The 22,425-nt window shown below is 55.3% G+C and carries 17 protein-coding genes; 7 read left to right on the forward strand and 10 right to left on the reverse strand.

What is annotated here, in order from left to right; genetic code table 11:
• Positions 1 to 5: 5 nt before the first annotated feature.
• Positions 6 to 848 carry a hypothetical protein gene (locus tag ABEA92_RS08790; protein WP_345683446.1) on the reverse strand — a complete coding sequence of 281 codons (843 nt, stop codon included), beginning with the start codon at positions 846 to 848 and terminating at the stop codon, positions 6 to 8.
• Positions 849 to 961: 113 nt separating this feature from the next.
• Positions 962 to 1,351, reverse strand: coding sequence for a hypothetical protein (locus ABEA92_RS08795; RefSeq protein ID WP_345683447.1), 390 nt, complete (start codon positions 1,349 to 1,351; stop codon positions 962 to 964).
• Between the two features lie 453 nt (positions 1,352 to 1,804).
• Here ABEA92_RS08795 and ABEA92_RS08800 point away from each other — a divergent pair, with 453 nt between their 5' ends.
• From ABEA92_RS08800 to ABEA92_RS08810, 3 genes are all read left to right on the forward strand, one after another.
• On the forward strand, positions 1,805 to 2,728 hold the full coding sequence (locus ABEA92_RS08800; protein ID WP_345683448.1) for a hypothetical protein: 924 nt from the start codon (positions 1,805 to 1,807) through the stop codon (positions 2,726 to 2,728).
• Positions 2,729 to 3,116: 388 nt separating this feature from the next.
• The gene (locus ABEA92_RS08805; protein WP_345683449.1) at positions 3,117 to 4,313 is read left to right on the forward strand and encodes a S1 family peptidase; all 1,197 of its coding nucleotides are present in this window, start codon (positions 3,117 to 3,119) and stop codon (positions 4,311 to 4,313) included.
• 312 nt (positions 4,314 to 4,625) lie between these two features.
• Positions 4,626 to 5,498 carry a hypothetical protein gene (locus tag ABEA92_RS08810; RefSeq protein ID WP_345683450.1) on the forward strand — a complete coding sequence of 291 codons (873 nt, stop codon included), beginning with the start codon at positions 4,626 to 4,628 and terminating at the stop codon, positions 5,496 to 5,498.
• A gap of 623 nt (positions 5,499 to 6,121) precedes the next feature.
• Here the strand turns inward: ABEA92_RS08810 and ABEA92_RS08815 are convergent.
• The 4 genes from ABEA92_RS08815 to flhA all read right to left on the reverse strand — a co-directional run bounded on the left by ABEA92_RS08815 (position 6,122) and on the right by flhA (position 10,853).
• A complete protein-coding gene (locus tag ABEA92_RS08815) occupies positions 6,122 to 6,919 on the reverse strand; it encodes a FliA/WhiG family RNA polymerase sigma factor (RefSeq protein ID WP_040771197.1) in 798 nt (265 codons plus the stop codon).
• A 211-nt stretch (positions 6,920 to 7,130) separates the two neighbouring features.
• On the reverse strand, positions 7,131 to 7,364 hold the full coding sequence (locus ABEA92_RS08820) for a hypothetical protein (RefSeq protein ID WP_345683451.1): 234 nt from the start codon (positions 7,362 to 7,364) through the stop codon (positions 7,131 to 7,133).
• Positions 7,365 to 7,563: 199 nt separating this feature from the next.
• Positions 7,564 to 8,673, reverse strand: coding sequence for a flagellar biosynthesis protein FlhF (locus ABEA92_RS08825; RefSeq protein WP_345683452.1), 1,110 nt, complete (start codon positions 8,671 to 8,673; stop codon positions 7,564 to 7,566).
• Positions 8,674 to 8,783: 110 nt separating this feature from the next.
• Entirely contained in the window at positions 8,784 to 10,853 is a 2,070-nt protein-coding gene (flhA, locus tag ABEA92_RS08830) for a flagellar biosynthesis protein FlhA (protein ID WP_425572408.1), read from the reverse strand.
• Positions 10,854 to 11,972: 1,119 nt separating this feature from the next.
• Between flhA and ABEA92_RS08835 the strand changes: the two genes are divergently transcribed.
• From ABEA92_RS08835 to ABEA92_RS08850, 4 genes are all read left to right on the forward strand, one after another.
• A complete protein-coding gene (locus tag ABEA92_RS08835) occupies positions 11,973 to 13,073 on the forward strand; it encodes a DUF1559 family PulG-like putative transporter (RefSeq protein ID WP_345683453.1) in 1,101 nt (366 codons plus the stop codon).
• Positions 13,074 to 13,134: 61 nt separating this feature from the next.
• Positions 13,135 to 13,620, forward strand: coding sequence for a carboxypeptidase regulatory-like domain-containing protein (locus ABEA92_RS08840; RefSeq protein WP_345683454.1), 486 nt, complete (start codon positions 13,135 to 13,137; stop codon positions 13,618 to 13,620).
• A gap of 650 nt (positions 13,621 to 14,270) precedes the next feature.
• On the forward strand, positions 14,271 to 15,368 hold the full coding sequence (locus tag ABEA92_RS08845; protein WP_345683455.1) for a DUF1559 family PulG-like putative transporter: 1,098 nt from the start codon (positions 14,271 to 14,273) through the stop codon (positions 15,366 to 15,368).
• 92 nt (positions 15,369 to 15,460) lie between these two features.
• Positions 15,461 to 15,934, forward strand: coding sequence for a carboxypeptidase regulatory-like domain-containing protein (locus ABEA92_RS08850; RefSeq protein ID WP_345683456.1), 474 nt, complete (start codon positions 15,461 to 15,463; stop codon positions 15,932 to 15,934).
• A 113-nt stretch (positions 15,935 to 16,047) separates the two neighbouring features.
• Here the strand turns inward: ABEA92_RS08850 and ABEA92_RS08855 are convergent, their stop codons facing one another.
• The 4 genes from ABEA92_RS08855 to serC form a co-directional block, all read right to left on the reverse strand.
• Positions 16,048 to 16,815 carry a ThuA domain-containing protein gene (locus ABEA92_RS08855; RefSeq protein WP_345683457.1) on the reverse strand — a complete coding sequence of 256 codons (768 nt, stop codon included), beginning with the start codon at positions 16,813 to 16,815 and terminating at the stop codon, positions 16,048 to 16,050.
• A 131-nt stretch (positions 16,816 to 16,946) separates the two neighbouring features.
• The gene (locus tag ABEA92_RS08860) at positions 16,947 to 19,166 is read right to left on the reverse strand and encodes an amino acid permease (RefSeq protein ID WP_345683458.1); all 2,220 of its coding nucleotides are present in this window, start codon (positions 19,164 to 19,166) and stop codon (positions 16,947 to 16,949) included.
• Between the two features lie 121 nt (positions 19,167 to 19,287).
• Positions 19,288 to 20,910, reverse strand: coding sequence for a phosphoglycerate dehydrogenase (serA, locus tag ABEA92_RS08865; RefSeq protein ID WP_345683459.1), 1,623 nt, complete (start codon positions 20,908 to 20,910; stop codon positions 19,288 to 19,290).
• Between the two features lie 84 nt (positions 20,911 to 20,994).
• A complete protein-coding gene (serC, locus tag ABEA92_RS08870; protein ID WP_345683460.1) occupies positions 20,995 to 22,107 on the reverse strand; it encodes a 3-phosphoserine/phosphohydroxythreonine transaminase in 1,113 nt (370 codons plus the stop codon).
• Positions 22,108 to 22,425 lie beyond the last annotated feature (318 nt).

Raw genomic sequence — 22,425 nt, forward strand, 5'->3', positions numbered from 1 at the left:
CCGGCTTAAATTCCACTTGCCGCCGCAACATCGCCAGTGGCATTGTTGGTATCGAGCATCTTGATGGCCGAGCGAAGTGAATCGGCATCAGGCTCGCCGCTGGGGGATCCGTTTTGCAGCGAATCGATTTGCGGTTCAGCCGCTTGTGGAACCACAGTCTCGTCGGCTGTGGGAACACTCGCAGCGTCGCTGGATTGGATCGTCGAAACCGATTCGGATTCCACCGTGGTCGTAACCGACACGGTGGTGACAGGGATCGATGCGGCGTCAAACGCTTTCAAGTTGTTCGCCTCATCGCTCTCCATCAGTTCGTCGAAACTATCGATAGCGACGACGAGCCGCTGAAAACCGATGACTTGTCCGTTGCGGTTGCCCATCGCTAACGCTTCGATGGGTAGCGTCAACAACACTTCAATCGCTTCGCCTGCGTCGATGTTGCCCGTCTTAACCGTCACGTTGGGCGACGTTGGACAGATGTGTCCAAAAACCGCCACGGCGGTGACATGGAAACCACATACACGACGACTGCTATGGTTTTGAATCGTGATGGCAAAGGTCGGACCACATGCCGAATCGACGTGTTCGGTTTGGCGGACATCGACGATTTGCAGATCGCCGATTTCACAATCAGGGACGACGACGTGCCCAAACGGTGAAGCGTGGAATGTGGATCCACGATGAAACGTATTGTTGACTCCATGCTGCGAAATCAAGTCGATGACGTGAGCGCAATGAGCATGGTTTCCGAATAGATGCGAAGCATTGATCTGCTGTGCATCCGAATGCATCGTCATACAGACGACAAAGCTGGTGGTCATCAAGACCTTGGTCAATGTTTGGCGGTTCATGAGTTTGCCTGCTAGAAAAAGTGAATTGAGTTTCGATAGAAGAAAAGCCCGGCAACCGCGAGGTAATCGGGTTGTCGGGCTTATTGGTTTTGTTGAATCAGCGGAGTCGACGACTACCAGCAACCCCAGTAGCTGGTGTAACAAGGGGTGTAGTAGGTGTACGTCGGTGTGTAGCTGTAATGAGTGGTGTACACCGGGGTGTAGCAGCTGTGGCTGTGGTACACCGGACGGTACCAGTTGTGGAAGCTGCGGTAGTGGAAGTGGCGGTGACCGTAGCCAATTCGGCGGAAACAGGCCGCGATCGCCTCCTCGCCACTTTGTTGCTCGCCGTCATTGAGCAGCGACTCGACATCGGCCAGCCCAAGATCGTCGCTGTCGTCGACCTGAGCGATCGAGTCGTTTTGGTCGAGGTTGGCAATCGTTGCGAGCATGCTGTCGTCCGCCATCACGGAGCTGGCAACCAAGATCATCGGGGCAACTGCGAAAAAGAATCGGTTTAACATCTTACTGTTCTCCAAATGTGGCAGTGAATTGAAGGAAGCGATCGTGAGTCTGCCGTGTCGCGTCGCTGCGTTGTTTGCTTGACTAACAGGCCAAGCGACGACCTCGGCGATGTGTTACGCGAAAATTCGAAAATTTTTTTCAAGGCGGTTTTCGCTGGCCGTTCCGACGATCTTCCCGGCAATGGTTTTGCAGCTGGGTTGGCCGCAACACCCAACGCAGCGAAGCATTTCCATATAGCTGCCTTCGCCAGAAGGTGGTGATTTGCATTGGACGTCGCCAATCCACGCTCTGGCGAGCGTCGCTACGAAATGTAAATTCCGTAATTTGCCGCTTCTAAATGCTTCGCAGCGTTTTGTAACAACGCATGCGTTTTTTCGCTGAGAGATAAAGACACGCGAATGAAATGAATCATCGCGACCCTTTCCCCCCTCTCATGCAACCCAGGTTTTACGATGCGTTACCTATTCTCTTTTGCCGTGATTGCTGCAGTGATTTGTGGCAACGCTCAGGTCCACGCGGATGACAGTTTGTTTTCCGAAGTCGCGATGGAATCGGTCTTCGAGAAACAGGTCGCGACCGTGAAGGACGTCGCCACGATCACCGACGGAGAAACCATGCAGCGGATTGTGGGCGCCTCTTCGCTGGTCCAAGTTTTGAAGGCCGCTGGATTTGACCCCAGCGAAGACGGCCGATCGGTGACCTTCCAACTTCAGCATGCTCAATGGGTCTTTCCCGTTTCGATGACCGTGTTCGTTGACGAAGACCGCATCGCTTGCGAAATGTCGCTCGCCAAAATGGATGATGATGCCGCGTTTGACAAAGAAATGCTGCTGAAATTATTGGTCTCTAACACCGCAACCCAAGGCGGCTACTTTGCGGTGGATCAAGAGAACAAGCTGGTCCAGCTTCGCGTCTCGCTGAGCAACCGAGCTGTCACGTCGCGTCAATTGAAGGCGGATCTAACCCAATTGGCGATCTTGGCCGAACGAAAGTCCGAGATCTGGTCCAAAGCCAATGCGAAGGTCAAAGCCGAATCGGTCCAGCCCGCTGCCGCGAAACCCAAAAACGAAACGAATGCCGCCAATTCTCGCTTTTCGCTCGCAGGAACATGGTCAGCATCGCTGAACAGCGGCGAGGCGTTCGCACTGCGGTTGAACCGCGATGGCACATTCCAATTGATCCACATGAAATCGGGTAAAGCGACGTCGTCCAAGGGCAAAGTGACTCGCTCGGGCAATAGCCTGACTTTGATCGGCGATGACAAAATCACGCTGAATTGCACGGTCAATCAGACCGTGGCGGACAAGTTCCAATTGGCGGTCAACGACGCCAAAGGCAACGTGGCTATCAAGCTTGATTTCAGCAAAGCCAAGTAAGCAAGGTGCGCAAGTTTGAGCTGCGCAAGCGTTCCTGGTCACCTCTCCCAAACGCAGGTTTGGGAGAGGTCGAGCAGAGCCTTCAGCGATGCTCGGGTGAGGGTCGACCGAGCAAGTCGAGTCCACGGCATGTCATGTTGCGCGGTCGGCCCTCACCCGAATCATGCCTACAGGGCCCGTTCGACTTCTCCCAGCTTCGCCGAGAGAGGTGGCAGAGATGCCAATGCGACCGTGCGGCTTGCACCGCACCGCACCGCTATCAAATTATCTGAATTCAGCAAACCGCTTTGTAACACCCTCATCGGGTCTCCGCTTGGTAAGTAGAGCCAAGCCGATTTTTACCCCCCGCGACACACCCTGTCGCGACAGCAACTTTTGAGGTGATTTCATGACCCTTTTGCGACCCCATGGCGTCTTTTCGCCAGCCTGTTACGCCCTATTCGCATTGACCTTTGTCACCGCGATGACACAATCCGCCCGCGCCGACGCTGACAAATACAGCAAAACGTTGCAATCAACCGTCTGGATCATCACCAGCGATGCCGAAAACGAAACCTCTACCGGAACCGGAGTCTTTGTCGATGTGGACAAGCGACTCGTGCTCACCAACGCTCATGTGGTGGGCGACAGCCGCTCGGCCGTGGTCTTTTTTGCCGATATCAAAAACGGACTGCCCGAAGTCAAACGGAAACATTATCTCGACAACGTGCTGAAACTTGCCCAACCGGGCAAGGTCGTCGCAGTGGACCGCCGCCGCGATTTGGCCCTCATTCAGCTGCCCGATGTGCCCGCACGAGCCAAGGTGATCGAGATCGCCGACGCCAGCACCAAGCCCGGTTCGGCGGTCGATGTGATCGGAAACCCCGGCGGAAGCGACGTTTTGTGGGTTAACACCTCGGGAACAGTCCGCTCGGTGTACGACAAGAAATTCAAATCCAACCACGGCGAACACGATTTCAAAGTGGTCGAAATCCAAAGCCCGATCAAACCAGGCGATAGTGGCGGACCCGTCGTCGACAACGAAGGCAAATTGGTCGCAATCGCCCAGTCGTTTTCGCCCGAAAGTCCGCTGATTAGCTACTGCGTCGACGCGACCGAAATCAAAGCATTCATCGGCGGCTCGTGGAAAGAAGCCCCGCTGCCGACTAAAGATCTGCTCGAGGCCGCCAACATCACTCATACCAAGCACTCAACCGGTCATTATCAAGTCGAACAGGAAGTATCCGGAGGCGCAAAACAGACCGTTTTTGTTGCCAAAGAGACCGAGTACTTCAAACGAGCCGATGTGCGGAAGATCTGGTCGCTCGTCTCGGTTTCTAAAGACGCTCCGAGCAGCGAGCTGATGATGCGATTGCTCCGTCAAAGCTCGGCTACCAAAATGGGCTCGTGGGCCGTGGAAAAGAATTCGTCCGGTGAACACATGATCATTTTTGTAGCCAAGCTCGACGCCACCGCACCGTCGGAAGCCGTGCAAGGAACGATCGAGTACGTCGGACGTATTGCCGGAGCGATGCACAAGGAGCTGAACCCCAGCAAAGACCAGAAGACCGCGAAGGAGACGTTGGCATCCTGGCTCGCCAAATAATGTCACTCAAGCTCGCGAAGCAGGGGCTTAGCCGTTTTGGCCAACGCGGTGAAGCATTTTTGACGCGGCAAATGACGGCATCTGCGTTCCGTAGCTACGCTCGCCAGTGCGTGGATGCTTGCCGGCCCATACGAATCACCACCTTCTGGCGAAGATCGCGACGAGAAATCGGCAAAAAGAAAAATCGGCAAGAAATCGTGTAACGCTTTTCCAAGCCTCTCGCTTGGTTCTTTATCAGGCGGATGAGAAAGCAAATTCAGCCGCCTGATTCTCACTCACACCCAGTTCACTTCAGCTCAGGAATCGAAAGCCATGAAACGTTCATACAAAACCCTCGCCGTTGCTGTCACCACGCTCGCACTGACCACCACCAACAGCTCGATCGTGTCGGCTTGTGGAGGACGTTCCGGTGGTGGCGGAGGCTCGTTCGCTCGTGTCAGCTTCGGCGGCGGCCACTCGAGTTACCCAAGTCACAATCGCTATGGCGGTCACTATGGCGGCACCAGCACGTATGCACCGTCGTGTCCAACATCTCGCTACGCGGCACCGGTGTACTCGCAGCCCGCTCCATCGCAACCGTTTCCTTCGCAATCCATTCCACCGCAACCACAGCAGTCGTTCCAACCAGCCGCGGCGCCCACCGGGGCTCCATCGAACTTGGCCGCAAACGGGGCTAGCCAAGGTCGCCCCTCGCAACCAACGCCAACCCAGCCTGCGGGCTCGGCTGCCACGGCGCCTGCTGCTGCACCAGCACAATCAACTTCGCCGCGCAGCCAACCCGCTTCGCAACCGCAATCGGCCGAGGCATCGGCGCTGCAGATGTTGGCATCGATCAACAACGCCGATTCATCGCCCGCCGAAGAAACACAATCGCTCGTGCCCGAGTTCACTGCGGCCGCGGCGACAACGGGTGGTGATCACGTTGGCAGTTGGAAAGTCAACTTGCCCGGGAACCAGTCGGTGGAATTGATTCTGGAAGCCGATGGCAAATTCAGCTGGACTGCGACCAAAGACGGCAAATCAAACGCATTCAGCGGCCAGTACCGTTTGGAAGACGGCCAGCTTACCTTGGTCCGCTCGAGCGACTTGCAACAGATGTCCGGCCAATGGACTGGCAGCGAAGGCAACTTTACTTTCAAGCTGGACGGAGCGACCAACGGCGGCTTGAATTTTCAACGCAGCTAAATATGTCTATTGCAAGTTACCTCTCCCGAGCTTTAGCTCGGGAGAGGTCGGACGGGCCCTTGAGGCCTCGTCCGGGTGAGGGCCGACCGCGCAACCAAACTTGCACTCCGCCTCCACTTGGTCGAACGCCCTCTCCCTCGCAATCGTCGAAGGCTCTGTTCGCCCTCTCCCAACCACGTTCGGGAGAGGTGACACAAAGACGCTTCAACCCGCCCTGCCCTGCCCTTCTGGCAACTCGAATCCATTTGTAGCGGAAGTCGTCAAGACTTTTGTGAATCGCCGATCAGCTCGAAACTCTTGACGGCTTGTTGATTCACTGAGCCGCGACGCGTCAGCGGCCGGGGCCCACGCACGACCCGGGTAACTTACTGCCAATGCCATCTACTTTGGCTAGCGACACGGCGCAAGCCGTCCGGTTGCAGCGGGTGAAAGGTTCGTGATTTACCGGGCGGCTCGCGCGGCACCGCTACAGATGTCGCCCCTTCCACTACATCCGGTGGCGGAGCTTAGGAAACGGCCCTACTCAGGATCCACCGGCGCATAAAAAAAGCGGCTCCTGGAAATCCAGAGCCGCTATGGGCAGTTCGACGGCCGTGCATGGCCGCCGCGCTACGTCGGAATGCTTAGGCACCAAATTCGATGCGGCGTGGTCCGAGTTGCTGTTGCAATCGGTTGACGATCGAAGTGTGCATCTGGCTAACTCGCGATTCCGATAAATCGAGGGTCGCACCGATTTCTTTCATCGTCAATTCTTCGTAGTAATAAAGAATGATGATCAATCGCTCGTTGCGGTTTAGGCCTTTGGTGACCAAACGCATCAAGTCGTTCTTTTGCACACGGATCGTCGGGTCTTCGCCCTTCTTGTCTTCAAGCACGTCGATTTCGCGAACGTCCTTGTAGCTATCCGTTTCGTACCACTTCTTGTTCAGTGAAACGACGCCGACTGCATTGGCGTCGGATTGCATCTTTTCCAATTCCGCCACCGGAATCTCCATCTTCTCGGACAGTTCCAAGTTGGTAGGAGCTCGGCCAAATTTGGTTTCAAGTTCTTTCTTGGCTGCGGCAAGCTTGCTGGCTTTGCTGCGAACCAAACGAGGAACCCAGTCCATGGTGCGAAGTTCGTCCAGCATGGCACCACGAATCCGTGGCACACAATACGTTTCGAACTTGACGCCGCGTTCCATATCATACGCGTCGATGGCATCCATCAAGCCGAAGATTCCGGCACTGATCAAGTCATCCAATTCGACTCCATCGGGAAGCCGTTGCCAAATACGTTCGCCGTTGTAGCGAACCAGCGGCATGTAGCGTTCGACCAACCGATTGCGTAAATCTTCGTATTCTGCTGCGTCCTTGGTGATTTTCTTGAAGTCTTGCCAGACTTGCAGAATCTCATCGTCGGTTGTGACTGTCGCTGCCATCCAATCCTCCGTGACCAAAAAATGTACTGACGGCATCATGCCGTCTGCGTCTCGTAACGATCGACACTCGTCGCTACCGAAAACGGCAGCAATCCAAGTCCATCGTTACTCATATAAATCCATGACGGTTTGGTACACGTTTGCATCCATGCAGACGTAAACCAAACCCGCCTTGGCGCCCAACCGAAGTATCTATGTTGAACATCCGTGTTCAAGATTCTTCGGCGGAGTTGTCTTCTAAGAGTCCTGCGTCAATGATCCCTTGGCGATACCACTCGACCCGGCGTCGAAAATTGGCTTCCACGGAATCACGAACGACATACTCGATAATCCACCCTGCGCCCCATCCGATGCCGCTAAACACCACCAGTGCAACGATCGCCTCGCTGGCGACCTGATCGGCAAACTCGCCGAAAATTGCACCGCGTACGACAACCAAAGCCATTGCAAGTGCACCGAGGCATAATGCGAAGCTTCGTGTCACGGGGTTAAGCGTCCTTCTGAAGAACAAGGTTTCCTGTGTTGTAATGCGAGCAACCAGATAATTTCAAAATTGACTCAAGCCACTTTTGAAACGTCCAGTGTGCTACACCCTCTGTATCGACACTGACCCAGGGTAAACCTGAGTCTACTTTCTAAAAAAATTAAGCTGCGTCTAAATGTTGGTTCTGTAATGTCGTAGGCAGCAAACGCGACAATAATGTCTCGGCGCTTGCCACTTGAATGTCGTCGGGGACTTGTTGTCCATTGGTCAGGTAGCTCAGCGGAATGCGAGGCAACGAGTCCGATGACGAGAGCGCCGATAACACCCCTGCGGTGTTCGTCGCTTCGTCTAGCTTGGTCAAGATCGCAGCGGTCGGTCGCGCCGGGGCGAACCCGCGAAGCACCGATCGGACGGTCGAGACGGAACTGGTCGCCGCCATCACCAAATGAGTTTCATCCGGCTGCGCCATTCGCAATAGCTCGACAAGTTGATCGATCCGAGCGTCACTCGATGGGCTGCGGCCTGCGGTATCAATTAACACCAAATCGACATCGCCAAGCCGTTCGATCGCGGGCTGCATCTCGGCCGGTTTCTCGACCACCTCCATCGGCAAGTCCATGATTTCGGCATAGGCCTCGAGCTGCTGGACCGCGGCGATCCGGAAGGTATCGATCGTCACTAAACCAATCCGACGCCGCTCTTGGATGCGGAAACCTGCTGCTAACTTGGCAATCGTGGTCGTTTTACCGACACCGGTCGGACCCACCAACGCGACAATGTGCTTTGAACCAGGCTGCGTGCGGATCGGTCCGCCGAGCCGCAATTCGCGAGCGATCGATCGCTGCAGATGTTCCATCCATGGTTGGCCATGAGTTTCACCCAGCCCCGCAGCGAAGCTTTCAGTCGCGCGTAACCAGCGGTCTGCGGTGATCGCGGCCACGCCGGAATCGATCAATTGTTCGCGATACGCTTGCAGTGGACCGGCCAACATCGAAGCCGAATGCATGAAAACGCTCTGCCGCGGCGATGCGTCTTCTTCGGGGGCGAATGTGTTTTCTTCAAGATCGTCGGATTCAAGCGACGGGCGTCCGTTCGCATCGATCGCGTCTCGCAATCCCGCGGTGACTTCGACATAGGTGCGGCCCAGCCATCCCATCCATCCATCGCGGACTTGGCGAGTATGCAGCACCGAAGCGTCGGGGCCCATCTGCTGGCGAATTTCTTCAAGGGCGTCTTGAAGACTGGCGGCTCGGAAGGTGCGAATATGCATAGTGCGAATCACATCGCGAGGTATTTCTTGGTGATCTGAAAACGACCGACGATGACCGTTTTCAATAGACTTGATGACTTGGTTTGTTTTGCAGTGTGGGCTCAATCGGTTTACGTGTCACTGACAACTCCGTGGGATTCGATCTTCGTATCCTGAGTCACTTCGTTGTACGACAGGATTCTTAAACGTGGCATCGACGGCGAGGTGATTTGGCGAAGCCCCGGACGAATGCGAGGGCTGACCAATAAAATCGGCGGGTAGCCAGCGGTAATCAGTTTCTTAACGGCTTCTTGGATTCTGTCGCAAGTGAGGTCTACCGCTTGAGGACTCATTCTGACAAAAAGTCCTCGTTCGGTATGTTCGATCCCCGCTGCAATGCGGTCTTCCATCGCAGGATCCAGCGCCAAGACATGCAATTGATTGTGCTCGTCGCGATAACGTGTGCTGATCGTGCGAGCCAATCGATGACGCACGTACTCACATAACAACACCGGGTCTTTGGTGCGAGATGCAAAATCGCCAAGCGTTTCTAAAATGATGCTCAATTGACGAATCGGAACGTCTTCTCGTAGCAATAGATGCAACACTTGCTGGACTTCACTGATCTTCATCGCGCCGGGGATCAATTCATCGACCACCGCCGGTGAAACTTCTTTCAGCTCGTCGATTAGATGTTTCGTGGCGTCGCGGGAAAGCAGTTCGTCGGCATGACGACGAGCGACCTCTTGTAAGTGGGTTGCTAGCACTGCACCTGGTTCGACCGTCGTGTAGCCATAGATCGCCGCCTGTTCGCGACGCATTGGGTCGATCCAGACCGCGGGTTCGCCGAAGGTCGGGTCACGTGTTGGTTCGCCTTCGATCGTGCCGGTGGTTTGACCGCTGTCGATCGCAAGCAGTTTGTCGGGACGGACGGTTGCGCGGGCAATCGTGTTCCCCGCAATCCGAATCTCGTACTCGCTTTGATCCAAACTCATCTCGTCACGCACTCGGACTTTCGGCAGTACGATGCCGATATCTGAGGCGATCGAATTGCGAACGCCGGTGATTCGCTGCATCAAGTCGCCACCGCGTGCTGGATCGGCCAAACTGAGCAATCCCAGACCGATCGTCATCTCCATCGGGTCGATGGTCAAAAAGTCTTCGACCCGTTTTTCCGGTGGCGCCGCGGCCGCTGCCTTCTCGGCATTCTCGCGAACCTGCTTCTCATCAATCTCGCGTGTGTTGCTGCGATTCATCACAATCGCCAATCCAATGCAGCCAATTCCCAAGGTTGCCATTGGAATCGTGGGCAAGCTGGTGACGATCAACAGCAACAAAAAGCTGCCCGCTACCGTCAATGCTTTGGCGTTTCCAAAAAGTTGTTGCAGGAATTGAACCGGCAAATTGACTTTCTGCGTGCTTCGTGTGACGAGCAAACCGGCGGCAAGCGAGATCAATAGAGCGGGGACTTGGCTGACCAACCCGTCACCGATCGTCAATTTGGTAAACAACGCACCCGCTTCGCTGATCGTCATTCCGGCGTGCATCACACCGATATAGAGACCGCCAATCACGTTGACGACCGTAATCACGATGCCCGCAATGGCATCCCCCCGCACGAACTTACTCGCACCATCCATCGCCCCGTAAAAATCGGCTTGCGAGCTGACCTCTTCACGTCGCCGCTGCGCTTCTTTTTCATCGATCAAACCGGCATTCAAATCGGCGTCAATCGCCATCTGACGGCCTGGCATTCCATCCAAGGCAAAACGGGCTGCGACTTCACTAATCCGGGTCGAACCTTTAGTGATCACGATGAACTGGATCAATACGATGATCAAAAAGATGATGATCCCGACTTCGATCCGGTCACCGGCGACAAATTCGCCAAAGTTTTGAATGACCCCGCCGGCGGCCTCCATTTTTAAGGTATCCGCACCGGTCAAAATCAGCCGTGTTGTTGCCACGTTTAACACCAAACGGGCAAGCGTGGTGGCTAACAATAAGGATGGAAAAATGCTGAATTCCAGCGGCGTGGCGACGTAGATGGTCGTCAGCAAAATGATCACGCCGACGGTGATATTTAATGCTAGCAACAGATCCATCAGGATTGCTGGCAGCGGGACAAGGATCACGACGAGACAGCCGATGATGCCGACTGGCAACACTAAATCGCGATAACGAAGTAGAACTGACAGCACGAACGAATCCTTCTCACATGAAACGAAGCGACCCGTTCGCCTCTCTTTAGCGAAAGTACAAAAAAATTGACATTCAGGTCCAGAGAAGAACGAAGCGGGGGAACGCGACGTTTTTCGTTGGATGGTGTCAGCAACGTTTGCGATGTCATTGCGTTTCGCTGCGATTCAGCCTGCAGCTCGCCGTGCAGCCGCTGACGTATGCTCTGGCCCCCGTCCTCCTGGCCCCCCGTCCTCCAAACCTTGCTCGAATCGCGATCCGTCCGAGCAATGGACACTTTTAATAGGGAAAGTACCGTTGCTTAGGTGAAACAGTGGCTCTTATGGGGAGGTGGTGCTGCCCAGGAGGGACCGAGAGGCGTTGGCCTGTGGCCCCGCCATCTCCGTCATCACTTGGCGGTGCGTGATTCACTGCAGCGGTCGCGATGTTTGCGTCGTCCCCCTGCCCTGCCCCCCCTTCGCCGGGGTTCTTTCCGTTTTGACACGGTCGATGTGGTTTTAAAGACAACGAAAATTCAGGAATCTTCGTTGCACATTTCATGGAGTCTTTGATCGCTGCAAGGAGAGGGTTAAGGGACAGAACGCTACCGTCGGCGTTCACGCGTTTCCCGAGACCTGCTCGCAGTGGCAATGATCGATCCCTTGCTCTATAGACCTAGGGCGCCGGAAATTTTGACGCTGCTTCGGATCGGTGTACATTGCGGAGCACCGTGGTGGTGAAGCGATGTCCACCGCGTTTGTTCTCGAGTGTGTCGAGACAGAAGAAATGAAACCGAATGGGAAACACAAGTCCTGCAGAGTCATTGTGGTTGCATGATTGGTGGCAATTCACATCGGCGATGTGTTGGTGGTTCGAAAAAGTATCACCTCGTAGCAGATTTGTACCACTTCCGTTTCATAATTCTGTTTTTTTTCCCTCCCCACACACAAATCAATTCAAGCTTGTTACTTTTCAGCCTCATGCAGTTTGCATTTCCGCGACACGCCATGAAGTGGTTGGGGGTGAAACGTGACGGGTGCTTTACGTTGGCTTGGCAATCCGTCTTTGTGTTTTCTTAGTGATTCTTTCGAAATCGATCGATCAGACCGTATTTAATTCCATTCTTGTATAAGGGGAGACAGATGAAGCGTGTGACGAAAGACAAGTACGCAGGTTTTACTTTGGTTGAGCTGTTAGTGGTAATTGCCATTATCGGCGTATTGGTTGGGCTGCTGTTGCCGGCGGTGCAGGCGGCTCGCGAAGCTGCGCGTCGGATGCAGTGTTCCAACCATATGAAGCAGTTGGGATTGGCCCTGCAGAACTATCACTCGACATACGATCAGTTTCCTGCCGGGGCGGTCGATTTTCATGGCTATTCCTTCGGCGCGTCTCGCTCGGTCAGCGCGGCGATCTTCATCATGCCGTTCATGGAAATGAATTCGCTGTACGAAGCGTTCGTCGAAGACGCCAAGATCGCCGTGCCTGAATCGGGAGCCTGGGAAAGTCCTTCGCTGCAAGCGGCCGGGCCTCAATCATCGTTCCTTTGCCCATCGGCCGCCAACGCCGATGGAACCGCGGTCAATGGGGTGTCGAAGTGTCACTATGTCTTTAGTACCGGAGACGCGATGTGGCATAACGCGAGAAACGATTCGCAAGAGTCCAGTACCTACTCACGCATTGATTCACGCAGCATGTTCGTTCCGCAGATTGACGGCGAGCGAAATTCAAAACGGCGTTTTCGAGATTTGCTCGATGGCACCAGCAACACGATCGCTATGAGTGAGGTTGCCGGAACGCCGCGAGACGTCGCCTTCGTCAAAGGGGACGTCGCCAGTTTTAATGGGATGTATGACGGCACCACCGCGCTACCGGGGCCTTGCTTGACCGCGCCGCTGGACGCGAACAACCCTCGTCTGTATCAAAACGGCGCCGACTGTTGGCGAGGGCTGATCCTGGGTGACGGGCGAACGATCAACAATCGCTTCACTACCACGCTGCCTCCGAACTCGTACTCGTGTGCTTACGGCGGCGGTAACGACAGTTGGGGGACGTATTCGCCGTCGAGCGAACATCAGGGAGGCGTGCAGACGTTGATGTTCGATGGAGCCGTTCGCTTCATCACCGATTCGATCGATTCGGGGGACCTCAATGCTCGCCAAGTGACCAGCGGAGAAAGTCCATACGGTGTTTGGGGCGCGATGGGATCACCCGCAGGTAGTGAGACCAAGATGTTTTCAAACTAGTTTCCGTTCCATTGGTTCCGCATGCATGCGGCGTGTTCATTTCATTTGAGTTGAGGAGCTTATGTTTTTAAATCTACCTCGGTTGGCATTCTTGGGGACCGTGTTGTCGGTCTTGGTTGGTTGTGCAAGCGAAGAGATGCCGGAGGGACTTCCGGAACTCTATCCCGTGACTCTCACGGTACATCAGGGTGGTGCGCCGCTGTCCGGAGCGAGTGTGCAGCTGATCGCAGCGGATCCTACACTTAGCAAGTGGGTGACCGGCGGCAGCACAGATGAGAACGGCGAGGCTGTCGTGATGACCCATGGCAAGTACGCCGGCGCTCCAGCGGGGAAGTTCAAGGTGACCGTGAATAAAACCCAAACCGAAGGCAGTGCCAACGGGAACGATCCCAGCGTTTCAAGCCAGGTCATCATGTTCGATCTGGTTGACGCCAAGTACCGAGTCGTGACCACCACTCCGATCGAAGTCGAAGTCACCGCCGGCGAAAACAAGCTGGACGCGATCGAGGTCGGCGCGGCGGTCAAAGACGCAGCGGCGAAGCTGTAAAAACTTACGACCAGCCGATGGCGTGGCTATCGATAGGGCATGTTCGCAAGCTTCCAGGGACGATCTATGGTCGTCCCGCTGCCCTGCCCTATCGTAAGCCGCTCCGTTGCAGCGAGTCATACATTCGAAATTGACCGGGCGGCTCACGCCGCACCGCGATAAAAACCACCCTGTTCGTGTGAAAGTAGATGGCATTGGCCTTACGGCCTCTAGATCGTCACTGAAATTAGCCTCGTTTTTCGCTTATATCAATCTCTATAGAGCATTCGCAATAACGATTGGCTCCGCAAATTTCACAGCCGCAACATAGTTGACCTGCCGACAACGATTCGGTTGGACGACTCTTCTCCGGCGTTGCTGCGCATCTTGCAACTCGTGTTGTTAACAAAGTATCGGTTTACGATAACGGTGTACCGTTTTGCTTGCCTGATTTAGTTTTTTCATGATTTGAACCCCACGAGTGATTAAAGGCGTGTTAATTTCGCGTCTTCACTGCCAGTACCTCTCCACCCGGTCGCTTCAGTTAACGTCTATAGAGAAGGAAGTGGCTGGTTGAGAATGCGGTCACAGGCGGCGATTTGTGACAAGTGATTTTGCTTGTCCCAATTTCGAGAACAGTTTTTTCACATTGTGTTATTAAGGGCGGACAAATGAATCGTGAAGCAAAGCGTAGATTTACAGGTTTTACTTTAGTCGAGTTGCTTGTGGTGATCGCAATCATCGGCGTATTGGTCGGGCTGCTTCTGCCCGCGGTGCAGGCTGCGCGTGAGGCGGCACGTCGCATGCAATGTTCCAATAATATGAAACAATTGGGGTTGGCGATCCAAAATTACCACTCCGCCTACAGCCAATTTCCTGCTGGCGCAGTGGATTTTCATGGCTTTTCACGCAACAGCCGCACAGTCAGCGCAGCGATCTTCTTGATGCCGTTTATGGAGATGAATTCGCTTCACGACGCGTTTGTCGAAGACGCCAAAAAGGCGACACCGGGATCTGGTCCCTGGCAAAGCGTGGCACTGCAAGAGGCCGGACCCCAAGCTGCGTTCCTCTGCCCATCAGCACAAAATGCCGATGGTACGGCGATCAACGGTATCTCGAAGTGCCATTATGTCTTTAGCACCGGTGATGCCATGTGGCATAACGCGAGAAATGATTCTCAGGAAGGAAGCAAGTACGCCCGGATTGATCCACGCGGCCCGTTCATTCCTCGGCTGAACGGCGAACGAAATTCGGTTCGTCGTTTTCGTGACCTTCTTGATGGAACCAGCAATACCATTGCGATGAGTGAAGTTGCGGCAACGCCCCGCGATCAAGCGTTTGTCAAAGGCGATGTCGCTAGTTTCAATGGAATGTATGACGGAACATCGGCGCTTCCCGGTCCCTGCTTGACCGCACCGCTGGATCCAAATAATCCACGTCAATATCAAAACGGCGCGGATTGCTGGCGTGGTTTGATTCTCGGCGATGGCCGGACCGTCAACAATCGCTTCACCACCACCCTGCCTCCGAACTCGTACTCGTGTGCCTACGGCGGGGGGAACGATAGCTGGGGGACCTATTCGCCGTCGAGCGAACATCAGGGAGGCGTGCAGACGTTGATGTTCGATGGAGCCGTTCGCTTTATCACCGACTCGATCGATTCGGGCGACCTCAACGCACGTCAAGTCACCTCCGGCCAAAGTCCGTACGGGATTTGGGGAGCGATGGGATCGATGGACGGAAAAGAAACCGTCTCGTATGACGGTTGAAACCGCTCTGTCTCACTTCCATTTCTCACCACATGATCACAATCCATGTGGATTCGATGATGATTTCCATTTCATAACGTAGGTGTCTATAGATGTATCGTTTTTCAGTTTATGTCGTACTGTTCGCAGTGTTTACAGGGTGTGCTTCCGAAGAAAAACCTGATGGGCTTCCCGTGCTCTATCCGGCCGAGGTTACCGTGCATCAAGGAGGCGCCCCGTTGGCCGGCGCCAGCGTCCAGCTCATTTCAACTGACCCCTCGCTTAGCAAGTGGGTCTCAGGCGGAAGCACGAACGAGAACGGCGAAGCCGTGATCATGACGCATGGAAAGTACCTTGGTGCGCCGGCGGGTAAGTTTAAAGTGACCGTGAACAAGACTCAGATCGAAGGTAGTGCGACAGGCAACGACCCAGGATCTTCAAACGAAACCAAAATGTTCGATCTTGTTGACGCCAAGTACCGAGCAGTGACCACCACCCCGATCGAAGTCGAAGTCACCGCCGGCGAAAACAAGCTGGACGCGATCGAGGTCGGCGCGGCGGTCAAAGACGCAGCGGCGAAGCTGTAGGTCACCCACCACACGGAACCGTTTTCATAGCCGGATGAATCCACGCGGTGAGGGAAGTGTCAATCACTTTCCTCACCGCGTTTTTTTTATGGAGTGGATGATCTCACGGTCTACTATTTCTTGATCTTCGATTCCTCGAGCGACCAACGGATGGCGTTTTTCAGTAGCGTTGGCAGCACATCGCCGGCGAAGTCATCGCGGTGACCCAGCGAGGTATAAAACGATTTGCCACCATCGGCTCGAGTGAAGGTCCATGCCACCGGCTCACTCCCCTGCCCTTCCACTTTGCCATCCATCAGCACAACGGCGGCCTCGGCAAGCGGAGCGACTTTGTAGAGCGAGCCGCCCGCGAAAAACGGCTGCGTGCGGATGCCATCGAGAAGGGTTTTAGGGATCGCGCCGTCGCTGCGAAAGGTGACCTTTGCTTTAAGATCATTGCCATAGTGATTGGTGTAGCTGCCGCCAAAGACTTTGGCGTCCCAATCGATCCATTGGTCGTGCCCGGCTGGCGGTTCTTCTTTCCGCAGCGAGAAGGCATGGTTCGCGGTGCGGATGCCAATCACCGGTTTGCCGCTGGCGACATAGTCGCGAATTAGATCCAATTGAGACTCGGGAAGCGCTCGGCGGCGAACACTGATCAACAACACATCGGCGTCCTTGACTGCGTCGATTCCATCGAGCGTGTTTTTGTCGTCTGGCTTGGCAAACACCATCGTCGTTCGATAGCGATCCTGCAGGTGTTGTTCCGCAAACTTGGGAAGCGTTTGATCGGTTTCGTATTCACGTTCTGCGATCAACATCACGACGTGAGGTTGTTCGGCTAATACGGGAGCGGCGACACAGACAGGAAGCAGTAACCAAAGCAGCGTGCGAAGACTCATCGGGGAAATCCTAGTTCAAGGGGCGGGAAAGGTTTTCTAGCATAACTGCTGCGGATGGGCTCGGAAACAATGACTTCCATTGTCGTTGGATGCGATGTGATCCAACGTCAAGATCGCGGAGCGATTAACGACTATCCGCGGCTGCTGATCAAGATAATGGGGCAATCGGTTCGGTTGGCCAGTTCGCAGATGAAACTGCCAAACAGTTTTTCTCGTCGACCGACTCGCTGCACACCCAGGATCAACACGTCAGCCTCGTCGGCTTGTTTTGCAATCGTTTCGAGCGGTTGGTTGCTCTGCTGGATCTTCACGCTGGATTGCGAGCAGAGATCACGTGCCAAGTGACGTAGGTCTCGATTGGCACGTCGGATTGCATCATTCGCAGTGTCGGTCGGCATCACCCGCAGAAAGGTGATGTCGCGTGGTGCCGATCGTTTCATGCTTCCCAACAACATCGCCAGCAGGTGTTCATGGCCTCCGCGACCGGCAATCGGCACAAGCACACGGCGTGCATCTTTGAAGTGCCAGTTTTCGCGGGATCTTAAAATGACCACGTTGGCGTCAAGCTGCCCCAGCAGCGATTCGAGCTGAGCGGTCTGGCCATCTTCGCTGATCTTACTCAACCCCAGCAGCACCGAATCACAGCGATGTAACCTCGCGACCCGATTGATCTCGGCCATCGGTTCGGCGGCGATTGTGGTCAACGCTTCGACGCGAATCCCCGATTCGTTCGAGGCTCGCAGCAGTTCGTGCATCACTTCTTGCGACCGCAGAATCGGTGCATGATCCGTCGCAGAGTCCCAATCGGCAGGTGGCACGACGATGGTTTGTGTCAACACGCGTCCAATCTCCGCAGGCACCAACGCGTCGGCCAATGAGATCATGGCTTCGGCGTTATTGGGGTTGGCGATCGGGACAAGGACCAACGGCGAGCGGCCACGGAGGGTCGAAAGTTCAGGATCGATCGCGATGCTGGTGATGTCCATCACGCGGGCACGCTGTGCGAAAAGGCCTAGGAACAACAGTCCGCCAATCGCGAGCCAGCCGACCGTGATTAGCCCCGCAGCGGGAACCACGATGCCTTGAAACACCGCGAGTCCCATGCACGCAAACCCGCCGACGACCGGGATCATCGGAAACCAGAGTGTGCGAAATGGTGGCGGATGGCGTCGACTTCGCCGCCGGATCAAAAACGTCAATAGATGGGAAATGGCGAAGGTGACCAGGAAGATCAAACTCGACGCAGCACCAGCGGCTCCCACATCCGGAAGCACCAAGGTGATCACCGAGACGAGCGAGGCCGTGACGACAATCGCCATCACCGGAGTGCCGCGATGAACGCTGATGACGCTCATGATCGGAGGTAACGCACGATCCGATGCCATCGCTCGAGCAATACGCGACGCCGCAAACAGATTCGCTTGTAGTGCCGAATACATCGACAACACGGCTGCGACAATCACAAACCAGTAGCCGGTCGGACCGAGGTAGGATTCTGCGGCGGTCGCGACGATGCCTTCGGGGTTCTCGCGGGCCAGTTCGCTGATCGTTTGGCCTGGGGGCGTTCCGGCCGTGGTGATCACAAACAGCAGCGGTAGATAAATCGCCAACGCAATCAACAACGACAACACCATGGCTCGCGGGATCGTTTTCGCTGGTTGGCGGACTTCTCCGCCCACCGCGGCAATCAAATCGAATCCTTGCAGTGCGATGAAGGTATAGCCCATCGCCTGGATCAATCCGCCAAAGCCAGCGGTAAAAAATGGTGTCAACGAGGTTGTCGTTTGGATCGTGCCTTGGCGGACGACCACAACTAGGCCTGACAGGATCAACAGTGCGAACACCGCCACCTTGGCCACGTTCACCCAGTGGCCTCCGCCCGAGGATTTTCGCGTCAATCCGAATGCCAAGAACACCGTTGTCGCAATCGCCGCCGCGGTTTTGAACCACCCGGCGTGTAGCCAATCGGCTGCAGCGTCGCCGCGATACGCTTGCCAAAGATCGCTGGCCATGATGATGGCAAAGTGGGCGAAGCCGATCGCATACAGCACCGAGGCGACGATCGAGGCAAACCACACGACCCAGCCGACGGCAAAGGCAGCTTCGACCGACAACGCTTTTTTGGCAAACGTGTAAGTGCCGCCGGACTCGGGGAACTTTGACGCCATTTCCGCAAGACTGAGTGCGGTCAGCAGCGCGATCACGCCGTTCAGCGCGAACGCCAACATCGCAGCGGGACCGGTGGTTGCAAACGCAGTCCCCGCGAGTGCCAAGATGCCTCCGCCAACGATCGCTCCCACCCCGATTCCGGTGGCGCCGACAAGCCCGATGTGGCGTGAATGCGAAGTCATCAAGGTCCCATGGTTTGCAGTCGTAGGCAAACCGCTTGCAACCCCAGACGTGGTGCGATGGCATCACGTCTGGGAAAAGGCCTGTCGTGACGTCGACAATCTTAGGCCTTGGCAACCAAGTTTACGACAACCAGCTTGGTAGTTCGCCTGCTTTGGGCAGGTCGATAATCTTGACTTGCGTGACCGCGTCGATGCCTTCGACTTCGGCCAATGCATCGGCGGGAACGTCGCCGTCGATATTCAACACGCCAATCGCGGAACCGCCGGGGGCATCGCCTTCGCGGCCCACAGCCATCTGAGCGATGTTGATTCCATGAGTGCCAAACACGGTTCCCACACGGCCGATGATTCCGGGCACGTCTTTGTGCGCGAAAATCAGCAGTTTGCCATCGAGGAACGATTCCAAACGGTATTCATCCAACATGATCAAACGTGGCATGTTTTGACCAAGCACGGCACCGCCGACAATGATGCTGCGGCCGCCGCCCGAAACTTTTACGGTGATGCTCGATGCGAACGCACCTTTGTCGCGATGTTTTTCTTCGGACAGTTCGATGCCACGTTCGCGAAGCAACATTTCCGAGTTGACGATATTGGCGTCATCGACAATCCGTTCGAGCAGCCCCGCACAAAATGCGTTGTTGACCACACGCGTGTCCTTGCCAGCGACTTCACCGCGATAGGTGATCGAAACTTGATCGATTCCGCCGCCATGCCATTGGCATGCCAACAGACCAAGGCGATGGGCAACGTTCAAGAACCCGCGCAGTTCGTCGAGCGTCTTTGGGTCAAGCGACGCGACATTGACGCTGTGGCGGATTTCGCCAGTTTGCAAATAGTTGATCAGCAAATGGATGCCTTCGACTGCAACTTGCGTTTGAGCCTCTTCGGTGCTGGCCCCGAGGTGCGGGGTGCAGACGACGTTGGGCATGCCGAACAGCGGGCTGTCGGTGCACGGTTCGTTTTCGAACACGTCCAATGCGACGCCGCCCAAGCGACCACTTTTGAGTCCTTCGACCAAGGCGTCGACGTCGTAAATGCCACCGCGAGCCGCGTTGATCACACGCAAACCGGGTTTGACTTTGTCAAGCTGGGCGTGGCTGATCAGCCCCTTGGTTTCGGGGGTCAGCGGCGTGTGGACGGTCAGGTAGTCGATTTGCGGCAACATCTCATCGACAGTGGCAACGCGTTTCACACCGATCGCCGAAGCTTGTTCGTCGGTCAAAAACGGGTCAAACGCGATGACCTTCATGTCAAACGCAATCGCTCGTGATGCGACTTCGCGTCCGATACGGCCCATCCCAACGATCCCGAGCGTTTTGCCGGCAACCTGGGTGCCCATGTACTTTTTGCGATCCCAGCGTCCTTCGACCAGGCTTTGGTTGGCTGCGGGGATGTTGCGGCTCAGTGCCAACAGCAGTGCGAAGGCGTGCTCCGCCGTGCTGACGGTATTGCCGGCGGGCGTGTTCATCACGACGATCCCACGCCGCGTCGCCGCAGGTTTGTCGATGTTGTCAGTTCCCACGCCAGCGCGTACCAACGCACGCATCCGGGTATTGCCCTCAAGCGATTCCGGAGTGATTTTCACTCCGCTGCGAAGAATCGCTCCGTCAAACTCGTTCAATGCGGTTCGTAAGTCTTCACCTGAAAGACCGGTGCGGACTTCATATTCGACGTTCGGGGAAGCGTCGAGGATAACGAGGCCTTCTTGTGCGATATTGTCGAGGACGAGGATGCGATGCATGGCAGGAGTTGTTGGGCGAAAGGGAGTAAAAATTGTGGGGAACTTTGAAAGCAACGTTTGTTTGTAAAAACGTTTGTCGCAAGACTAGCCGTTCTTTTTGGCAAAGTCGGTCATGAATTTGGCCAGCGTTTCGGCGCCTTCGATCGGCATTGCGTTGTAAACGCTCGCTCGGATGCCACCGACACTGCGGTGACCCTTCAAGCTGGCCAGATCATGGGTTTGGGCTTCGCTGACGAATTTTTTCAGCAGTTCATCGCTGGGCAAGTTGAACGTGACGTTCATCTTCGATCGACAGCAATCGACCGCGTGACCTTGGTAGAATTCGCTGTGCGAATCGATCACATCGTAGAGCAGTTGCGATTTTTGCTCGTTCAGTTTCGCCATCGCGTCGAGGCCGCCGATATCGTTGGCCAACCAGCGTGCGACTTTGCCAAGGGCGTAAATGGCAAACGTCGGTGGCGTATTCCATTCCGAATCGGCTTCGGCGTGGTTCTTGTAGTTCAAGTAACCTGGCAGCTCGGCTTTGGCGCTGTCGACCAAATCGCGGCGGATAATGACAACCGTCACTCCGGCAGGCCCGGCATTCTTTTGAGCACATGCGTACAGGATGCCGTACTTGTTGACGTCCAATGGTCGCGACAGGAAATCGCTCGACGCGTCACAGACCAATGGCACGCCGGCGGGGCACTCAGGTTCGGATTGAAACTGAACGCCTTGGATGGTTTCGTTGCTGCAGTAGTACAAGTACCCGGCGTCATCGCGGACTTTGTAGTCGCCTGCGGCGGGGACGTGGTTGTAATTGGATTCTTTGGCGTCGTAGATGACTTCGACGTTGCCTTCCTTTTTCGCTTCGCCGACCGCCTTTTTGCCCCAAGAACCGGTGACAAGGTATTGGCCCGTTTTTTCGGTGCCGCGGATCAGATTTGCGGGAATCATCGAAAATTGCAGCGTCGCGCCTCCTTGCAGGAACAGCACCGCGTAGTCGTCGCTGATGTTCAGCAGCGAGCGGATGTTGTTCTCGGCATCGTGCAAAATATCGACAAATGCTTGGTCTCGGTGGCTCATTTCCATCAACGAGCAACCTGCGCCGGGCAGACACAGCATTTCCTCTTGTAATTGCTGCAGTACCGAAAGGGGCATCGCAGCAGGACCAGCGGAGAAGTTGAAGACGCGCTGAGCAGTCGCGGTAGCACTCATCGTTAGCGAATTTCCATCACGTGGTTTGCTTGGCATCGACGCAAGGGAGTCTCTGCCAAGCGGGGAAAACGGGGAATAGAAGGCGTAGATGCGAATTCTATGCTTAGCGGATTAAGTACGAAAGGTTGGCTAAGCGGATTCATTTGGCACGCTTTGCCGCATCGGTGGGGGGAATGGTAGCGATCGCGGGGCGTGGGAAAGCCTTTCAGGAAGCGAAATCGCACTGTGTATCGCCTTATTCGCTGCCCAGCGTCTGGATTTAGGGGGGATGTGTCGATGAATCGGCTGGTAGGAACAGGCACATGGGTTGCAGGACAG

The organism is Novipirellula caenicola, from assembly GCF_039545035.1.
Lineage (GTDB): Bacteria > Planctomycetota > Planctomycetia > Pirellulales > Pirellulaceae > Novipirellula > Novipirellula caenicola.

Coding starts and splice junctions, on each gene's coding strand:
- ABEA92_RS08790 (WP_345683446.1), bottom strand. CDS start 848: ATGAACCGCCAAACATTGACCAAGGTCTTGATGACCACCAGCTTTGTC.
- ABEA92_RS08795 (WP_345683447.1), bottom strand. CDS start 1,351: ATGTTAAACCGATTCTTTTTCGCAGTTGCCCCGATGATCTTGGTTGCC.
- ABEA92_RS08800 (WP_345683448.1), top strand. CDS start 1,805: ATGCGTTACCTATTCTCTTTTGCCGTGATTGCTGCAGTGATTTGTGGC.
- ABEA92_RS08805 (WP_345683449.1), top strand. CDS start 3,117: ATGACCCTTTTGCGACCCCATGGCGTCTTTTCGCCAGCCTGTTACGCC.
- ABEA92_RS08810 (WP_345683450.1), top strand. CDS start 4,626: ATGAAACGTTCATACAAAACCCTCGCCGTTGCTGTCACCACGCTCGCA.
- ABEA92_RS08815 (WP_040771197.1), bottom strand. CDS start 6,919: ATGGCAGCGACAGTCACAACCGACGATGAGATTCTGCAAGTCTGGCAA.
- ABEA92_RS08820 (WP_345683451.1), bottom strand. CDS start 7,364: ATGGCTTTGGTTGTCGTACGCGGTGCAATTTTCGGCGAGTTTGCCGAT.
- ABEA92_RS08825 (WP_345683452.1), bottom strand. CDS start 8,673: ATGCATATTCGCACCTTCCGAGCCGCCAGTCTTCAAGACGCCCTTGAA.
- ABEA92_RS08835 (WP_345683453.1), top strand. CDS start 11,973: ATGAAGCGTGTGACGAAAGACAAGTACGCAGGTTTTACTTTGGTTGAG.
- ABEA92_RS08840 (WP_345683454.1), top strand. CDS start 13,135: ATGTTTTTAAATCTACCTCGGTTGGCATTCTTGGGGACCGTGTTGTCG.
- ABEA92_RS08845 (WP_345683455.1), top strand. CDS start 14,271: ATGAATCGTGAAGCAAAGCGTAGATTTACAGGTTTTACTTTAGTCGAG.
- ABEA92_RS08850 (WP_345683456.1), top strand. CDS start 15,461: ATGTATCGTTTTTCAGTTTATGTCGTACTGTTCGCAGTGTTTACAGGG.
- ABEA92_RS08855 (WP_345683457.1), bottom strand. CDS start 16,815: ATGAGTCTTCGCACGCTGCTTTGGTTACTGCTTCCTGTCTGTGTCGCC.
- ABEA92_RS08860 (WP_345683458.1), bottom strand. CDS start 19,166: ATGACTTCGCATTCACGCCACATCGGGCTTGTCGGCGCCACCGGAATC.
- serA (WP_345683459.1), bottom strand. CDS start 20,910: ATGCATCGCATCCTCGTCCTCGACAATATCGCACAAGAAGGCCTCGTT.
- serC (WP_345683460.1), bottom strand. CDS start 22,107: ATGAGTGCTACCGCGACTGCTCAGCGCGTCTTCAACTTCTCCGCTGGT.